This is a genomic window from Hydrocoleum sp. CS-953, assembly GCF_002260545.1.
Classification (GTDB): Bacteria; Cyanobacteriota; Cyanobacteriia; order Cyanobacteriales; family Microcoleaceae; genus Trichodesmium.
The window spans coordinates 21,509-27,912 of sequence record NZ_LGSU01001498.1 but is presented as its reverse complement, the minus strand read 5'-3'; the positions used below and the strand labels follow the sequence as shown (position 1 = coordinate 27,912).

Here is a 6,404-nt window from a genome sequence, read left to right as displayed (position 1 = left end):
TAGCTATACTGTTTCGGAGCATATTAAGGATAAACTTGGATAATTATTTACCATGAAACCATAGAGGATTTAATTTGGTAAATTATTTTTAATTTTCCAATATAGATTTATATAGGAAGAGATTAGATGTCAAGGGAAAAGTTAATTGTAGACCCTGGTTTTGTGCATCACCGAAAGATACTAACAATTTTACAAGAACAAGGTTTGAGAATTATTAATCAACAAATTAGTTCGATACCACCAACCACCCTTGAATGGCAAAAAAGAGTATTAATTGACCAGATATACACAAGAATATTGATCGAATTCTGTAGGGTAAATGAAATTAAGACTCTTGAAGAAATTCTTCTAGAAAAACGTGGTAGGCTTTTTTGTTCAATCGTTAAGCTTAAACCTTGTCAGGAAATATATGAAAAGGGTGAAAATGACCGTATTGTTTTAGAGGCTGAAGCATTTGAAGGAAGTGAATTAACTGTAGAATTACATATAACTGCAAGTCGCATAACTGCAAGTACATTAAAAGGAGAACTCGAACGCGGTGGTAATTTTGCCGTAATAGCTGAATATTTTGCCTCAAAAGATAATAAATTGATATTTCATCCTCTAGTAATAGGCTTTCCTTACATACAGGATATTGAAACAGGCGAACTGTCTTGGACTTTATACAGCGACTTTTACAATCTTTATATTGAAGACTTTGATGAATTCTCGAAAGCAAAAGAACAAGATATGCCTGAGAACTTTGAGGAAATGAAGTATATCAAAGAAAATGTTTTTAAAGTCACTTTGGGGCTAACTACTGAAGCCGAATAATTGGACAAAATTAGACAAATGTTAAGAAATATTGAAAATTCTCTTGTTGTCTGCTATCATACATTAAAATCATCCTTAGCATTGTCAAAGACTTTTTCCATGGCTTACCAATTCAAATGCAATCAATCAAGACCAAACTAAAAGTTAATAATAAGCAAAAAACAATACTTGCCAAACACGCAGGTGTAGCTCGTCATGCTTATAACTGGGGATTAGCGAATTGCATTTCTGAATACAAGGAAACCAAGAAACGTCCTAGTGCAATCACTTTACACAAACGTTTAATTGCTGAAGTAAAAAGTGAAAATCCCTGGTATTATGAAGTCTCAAAGTGTGCTCCCCAGCAAGCCTTAAGAGATTTAGATAGGGCATTTAAAAACTTTTTAACTATTCCTAAATGTGGATTTCCGAACTTTAAGAAAAAAGGGAAAAAAGAGAGTTTCTACTTAGAAGGAAGTATAAAAATCCTCAAAGGAAACTATATCAAACTACCAAGAATAGGAATAGTAAAGACTTATGAAATCTTACCATCTGTGCCCATCAAAAATGTTACCATATCAAAACGTGCAGATAATTGGTATATCAGCTTTAAATATGATTTGGAATCAGTATCTAATTCGCCTCCTAAAAAACGAGCTGTTATTGGTGTAGATGTAGGTATAAACACACTGGCCACCTGTAGCGATGGAACAACTTACCCTAATGTCAAAGCCTACAAAATTGCCAAAAAACGACTAACTCGTTATCAACGACGTGTCAAGAAAAAAGAGCTTGGTACTAAAAACAGAGCCAAAGCGGTAAAAAGACTAGCCAAAGTTCACAAAAAAGTAGCAGATATTAGAGCAGATGCACTACATAAACTGACAACATGGGCGAGCTTTGAACCACAGCACCATAGTTGTAGAAGACTTGAATGTAAGTGGAATGCTCAAAAATCATAAACTAGCAAGCGCCATAGCAGATTGTGGTTTTTATGAGTTTAAGCGCCAGCTATCGTATAAGTGTGAGTGGTATGGTTCAAAGTTAGTAATAGCAGATAGATTTTATCCAAGTTCTCAGATATGTTCTCACTGTGGGCATCAACAGAAAATGCCGTTGCATAAGAGAACTTACGAATGTAGTAACTGTGGTTTTGAAGCCGACAGAGACTTTAATGCTGCTGTCAACTTAGAAAACTATGGTATGGAAGTAGCTTGAGTTCCAAGCGATTTTAAGCCTGTGGAGAAGATAAGTTACAGACTGCGGTCAGTGGTCTTCTGTGAAACAGGAAGCTAGCTCCAAAGCTTATGCAATCACGCATGGGTAAGTTTGGGTAAGTTTAGTAGAACGGAAGCGTCTTAGAGCAGCCTTTTTACTAAAAGGACCCGCTAAGTTCTCTCCAATGACCATTAAACACTTGGGTAAGAATGGAGACCAAATTATTAGGCTGGCTAAAGAACCACTTGATATATTAGTTGTTCAACACTGTCACGACATTACATCCTCAGTTATCGAAATGTTGAAAGTTTTTGCAACACAGCCTTCCAATCCAAGGTATTATTGCCTTCTGGATGGCAGAGAATCTTTACGGTTGTTAGAAGCTTACGACCTTAAAAAGTGGGCACTTGATGAATCTAAAAAAGGATAATAAATCCTATTAAGTGGTCGTGCAAAATTAATTACACATCTATACAAGCTAAATTCTTTGCCTTCTAAAAAGTGCAGAGAATTAAAATAGGTAAATAATTTTGCTCAGGTACTTATTGTATTTAACGATGATGAAACTCAAAACTAGATTTTAGTTATGGTTTCTATTTTCCTTTTTTTTCTTCTTACTTTACTATTGCCTACTTATCAAAACAAATGCCCCTAATACTCCCCCCCTCCCACTTCCAAAAAATTTCCACCCACGCCGAAACATCCTACCCAAATGAATGTTGTGGCTTACTATTAGGTCAGCAAAACCAACAGACAAAAACAATAATCGAAGTCTGGCCAGCTGAAAATGACTGGCAAACAGAAGCAGATGAATATTGGCCGGAACAAAAAGAATTTACGGAAGAAAAAAGATATGCCATATCCCCAGAACTAATGCTCAAAGCAATGAAATCCGCAAGAGAACGCCACCTCTCCATCATTGGCATCTATCATTCCCACCCAGACCATCCAGCTATCCCCTCAGAATTTGACCGTACCTACGCCTGGCCAGAATATTCTTATATTATCCTCTCGGTGGAAAAAGGCAAAACTATTGACTTTCTTAGTTGGTCTCTTGACGATAATCATCAGTTTCAACCAGAAGAAATTGTTAAAAGATAAGCAATAAGGTCTATAGCAGGTTTAATATAAGTAATTTTGAGAGGAAATTACTATAACTTTCCAAGGTAGAACCCTTAAGGTAGCTCTCGCTATAATCTTTTATTTAACGGGTGCTTAATTAATGGGCAGCAAATTAAATAGCATCAGGAATAGAGCTAATACTCGCCTGATATAGCTAGAAATTTTGAGAAAAAACGGCGGTGAGTCTCATCGTTGTAGTTTGTTAAGGCTGAGACATTAGCCTGTGAAACAGAGAACTACTATCCCGTAAGGTTGAGAAATTCCCGTTAAAATCTCTGGTTTAGCGGGAGAGAAAATCATACAACACTATTTATTTCAGAAATATCTAGACCTAAATTGTCATGTTAAATCCGAATCTGGAAGAAATCCAGTTAAATACAGAAGAGTATCAACGTTATTCGCGCCACCTGATTCTACCAGAAGTAGGATTAGATGGTCAAAAACGTCTCAAGGCAGCCAAAGTTCTATGTATAGGTACGGGTGGTCTTGGTTCTCCACTATTGTTATATCTAGCAGCAGCAGGAATTGGAAATATTGGAATTGTAGATTTCGATATTGTCGATCATTCCAATTTACAACGACAGGTTATTCATGGTACTTCCTGGGTGGGTAAGCCAAAAATTGAATCTGCTAAAAATCGGATTCACGAAATTAACCCTCACTGTCAGGTTGACCTTTACGAAACCAGGCTAAGTTCTGAAAATGCTCTAGACATTCTCAAGTCTTATGATGTGGTTGTCGATGGTACTGATAATTTCCCGACTCGTTATTTGGTTAATGATGCTTGTGTGCTTCTGAANATGGTACTTCCTGGGTGGGTAAGCCAAAAATTGAATCTGCTAAAAATCGGATTCACGAAATTAACCCTCACTGTCAGGTTGACCTTTACGAAACCAGGCTAAGTTCTGAAAATGCTCTAGACATTCTCAAGTCTTATGATGTGGTTGTCGATGGTACTGATAATTTCCCGACTCGTTATTTGGTTAATGATGCTTGTGTGCTTCTGAATAAACCTAATGTCTACGGCTCAATTTTCCGCTTTGAGGGTCAGGCAACTGTTTTTAATTATGAAGGTGGACCGAACTACCGCGACCTTTACCCCGAACCCCCGCCCCCAGGAATGGTACCTTCCTGTGCAGAGGGTGGTGTGTTAGGAATTTTGCCGGGAATGATTGGAGTTATCCAAGCAACCGAAACTATCAAAATTGTTTTGGGTGAAGGTACAACTTTGAGTGGTAGATTATTACTTTATAATTCCCTAGATATGACTTTCCGGGAATTGAAACTGCGCCCTAATCCAGTACGACCTGTTATTGAAAAGTTGATTGATTATGAACAGTTTTGTGGCATTCCTCAAGCTAAAGCACAGGAGGCAGAAAGTAAGATGGCTATTCCAGAAATGACGGTTCAAGATTTGAAGCAATTATTGGATAGTGGGGCAGATGATTTTGTTTTACTTGACGTGCGGAACCCTAATGAATATGAAATTGCCAAAATTCCTGGGTCTGTTTTAGTACCATTACCAGATATTGAGCAGGGTTCTGGTGTAGCAAAGGTTAAGGAATTAATGAATAGTCATCGTTTAATTGCTCATTGTAAGATGGGCGGGCGATCGGCTAAAGCGTTAGGTATTCTCAAGGAGAATGGTATTGAGGGTACTAATCTTAAAGGTGGAATTACTGCCTGGAGTCAGGAAATAGATTCTTCTGTGCCTCAATATTAATTCAGAACTAAGAAGGTAGAAGGTAGAAGGAATAAAAAAGCTAAAATTTATATCAATTGCGATAATTAAATTAGTTAGAAAAAACCTTCTCCCTTCGTCAGCATTCAGCTCCCAACTTTTTAATGAATGAAGCAGGGACTCTTTTAACTTCTACTACATTTTCAACCATAGACCTGAGTTGTCAACCCATATAATTTGTGGTCGGAAATTAAAGATTTGACTTCTCCCCGCGCTAAAGCGACGGGGATTCTTTATTAAGAAGTCCAAAAATGAACTCTTAAAGGCGTAGTCAAAGCGCCTCTAGCTAGTTGACTCAAGTTGAGTTTGAGCCTTCCAGATACTTTTCTCAAAATATTTGCTGCACCGTTAGCATCAGCATTAATTAAATAACCCACAGCAGATTGATATAAACCTCGTTGAATGCGTTTTCCAGAAGGTTCCCAGTTATCGGGTTTTTCACCGTAGATTGGGAGAAAATCATCATCTAAGAAGCTAGCTTTCGAGGTATAAGACTCTTCAGTTTCTACAAATTGCAACCCATACAAATTACAAAGTTGTTCGATTCTGTTTNGCACCGTTAGCATCAGCATTAATTAAATAACCCACAGCAGATTGATATAAACCTCGTTGAATGCGTTTTCCAGAAGGTTCCCAGTTATCGGGTTTTTCACCGTAGATTGGGAGAAAATCATCATCTAAGAAGCTAGCTTTCGAGGTATAAGACTCTTCAGTTTCTACAAATTGCAACCCATACAAATTACAAAGTTGTTCGATTCTGTTTTTGAGTCTCGCAGTAGGAATTTGTACAAACTTTTGATTGGTTTTAGCTCCTAATTTAATTGATTGTTTTTGACCTTTATTCCAACCAAAAACTACTGTACCAATTTCATATTTAAGGCAATGATTGATGATTAATCGCGCTGTTTTATTAACAGCATCTCGCATTTGACGATTACGTTTTTCGGTGATGCCAGCTAGTCTTTTAGACCAAAATTCTTGTGCTTTATTTTCTTTAATTGTAGCAATTTGCTTATTGTACCACTGATTTTTAGACTTGAGATGTTTCCCATCAATAATAAAACTATGACCTTGGGTATCTACGCAGGTTAACCAGTTGTCTAAACCGTGGTCAATAGAAAGTGCTTGACCAGCATCTAACTTAACTGACTGAGTTTTCATCTCATAAACAAACTCGGTATAAAAGCAGCCATGACGGGGCAGAATCCTGATTTCTTTAATTGAGTCCCAATCTAAGTTACTTGTCATCGGAATGTAAAATGCCTCTAATCCAAACCATGCTTTAACTTTTTTTCCCAAAGGAACTCTGATTCCTTCATTCATTAGTTTTAACCATCTTTTAGGATAAGAAACGGTAAATAAACCAGGCTTTCGATAGTTAGGCGACTTCGGTTTATTAGCTAATTCACCTTTTCCTAAGAGCTTTAATAATTCTCGTGCATCTGCTAAAAGATTCAACAACACCATTGCATATTTGTTGGGCGCTAGAGGCATACATCGCATTAAAATGTTTGTTCCATTTCATCTGCCC

General features: G+C 37.2%; 7 protein-coding genes and 2 pseudogenes. 7 read left to right on the top strand and 2 right to left on the bottom strand.

Annotation, left to right across the window (positions count from 1 at the left end; genetic code table 11):
• Window positions 1-126 precede the first annotated feature (126 nt).
• The 7 genes and pseudogenes from AFK68_RS34105 to AFK68_RS34080 form a co-directional block, all read left to right on the top strand.
• A complete protein-coding gene (locus AFK68_RS34105) occupies window positions 127-813 on the top strand; it encodes a hypothetical protein (RefSeq protein ID WP_094678848.1) in 687 nt (228 codons plus the stop codon).
• Window positions 814-929: 116 nt separating this feature from the next.
• Window positions 930-1,754, top strand: a complete 825-nt coding sequence (locus AFK68_RS34100) for an RNA-guided endonuclease InsQ/TnpB family protein (RefSeq protein ID WP_371357697.1) — start codon at window positions 930-932, stop codon at window positions 1,752-1,754.
• Window positions 1,738-2,010 carry an RNA-guided endonuclease InsQ/TnpB family protein gene (locus AFK68_RS47620; protein WP_371357696.1) on the top strand — a complete coding sequence of 91 codons (273 nt, stop codon included), beginning with the start codon at window positions 1,738-1,740 and terminating at the stop codon, window positions 2,008-2,010. The genes AFK68_RS34100 and AFK68_RS47620 overlap by 17 nt, the downstream gene beginning before the upstream one ends.
• Before the next feature lie 184 nt (window positions 2,011-2,194).
• A complete protein-coding gene (locus AFK68_RS34095) occupies window positions 2,195-2,440 on the top strand; it encodes a hypothetical protein (protein WP_094678846.1) in 246 nt (81 codons plus the stop codon).
• 215 nt (window positions 2,441-2,655) lie between these two features.
• A complete protein-coding gene (locus tag AFK68_RS34090; RefSeq protein ID WP_094678844.1) occupies window positions 2,656-3,111 on the top strand; it encodes a M67 family metallopeptidase in 456 nt (151 codons plus the stop codon).
• Window positions 3,112-3,473: 362 nt separating this feature from the next.
• A pseudogene (locus tag AFK68_RS34085) lies at window positions 3,474-3,931 on the top strand (ThiF family adenylyltransferase); the annotation flags it as partial.
• Between the two features lies 1 nt (window position 3,932).
• Window positions 3,933-4,855, top strand: a 923-nt coding sequence (locus tag AFK68_RS34080) for a ThiF family adenylyltransferase (protein ID WP_143438600.1), incomplete at its 5' end; no start/stop codon positions are given.
• Between the two features lie 254 nt (window positions 4,856-5,109).
• On the opposite strand, the pseudogene AFK68_RS43190 reads toward AFK68_RS34080, so the two are convergent.
• Both AFK68_RS43190 and AFK68_RS34070 read right to left on the bottom strand, forming a co-directional pair.
• Window positions 5,110-5,425, bottom strand: a pseudogene (locus AFK68_RS43190) (RNA-guided endonuclease TnpB family protein); the annotation flags it as partial.
• Between the two features lies 1 nt (window position 5,426).
• The coding region (locus tag AFK68_RS34070) for an RNA-guided endonuclease TnpB family protein (RefSeq protein ID WP_246844639.1) at window positions 5,427-6,340 on the bottom strand (914 nt) is incomplete at its 3' end.
• Between the last annotated feature and the right edge of the window lie 64 nt (window positions 6,341-6,404).

Bases quoted from the DNA above. Each gene is read 5' to 3' on its own strand.
- AFK68_RS34100 (WP_371357697.1), top strand. From the start codon at position 930: ATGCAATCAATCAAGACCAAACTAAAAGTTAATAATAAGCAAAAAACA.
- AFK68_RS34090 (WP_094678844.1), top strand. From the start codon at position 2,656: ATGCCCCTAATACTCCCCCCCTCCCACTTCCAAAAAATTTCCACCCAC.
- AFK68_RS47620 (WP_371357696.1), top strand. From the start codon at position 1,738: ATGCTCAAAAATCATAAACTAGCAAGCGCCATAGCAGATTGTGGTTTT.
- AFK68_RS34105 (WP_094678848.1), top strand. From the start codon at position 127: ATGTCAAGGGAAAAGTTAATTGTAGACCCTGGTTTTGTGCATCACCGA.
- AFK68_RS34095 (WP_094678846.1), top strand. From the start codon at position 2,195: ATGACCATTAAACACTTGGGTAAGAATGGAGACCAAATTATTAGGCTG.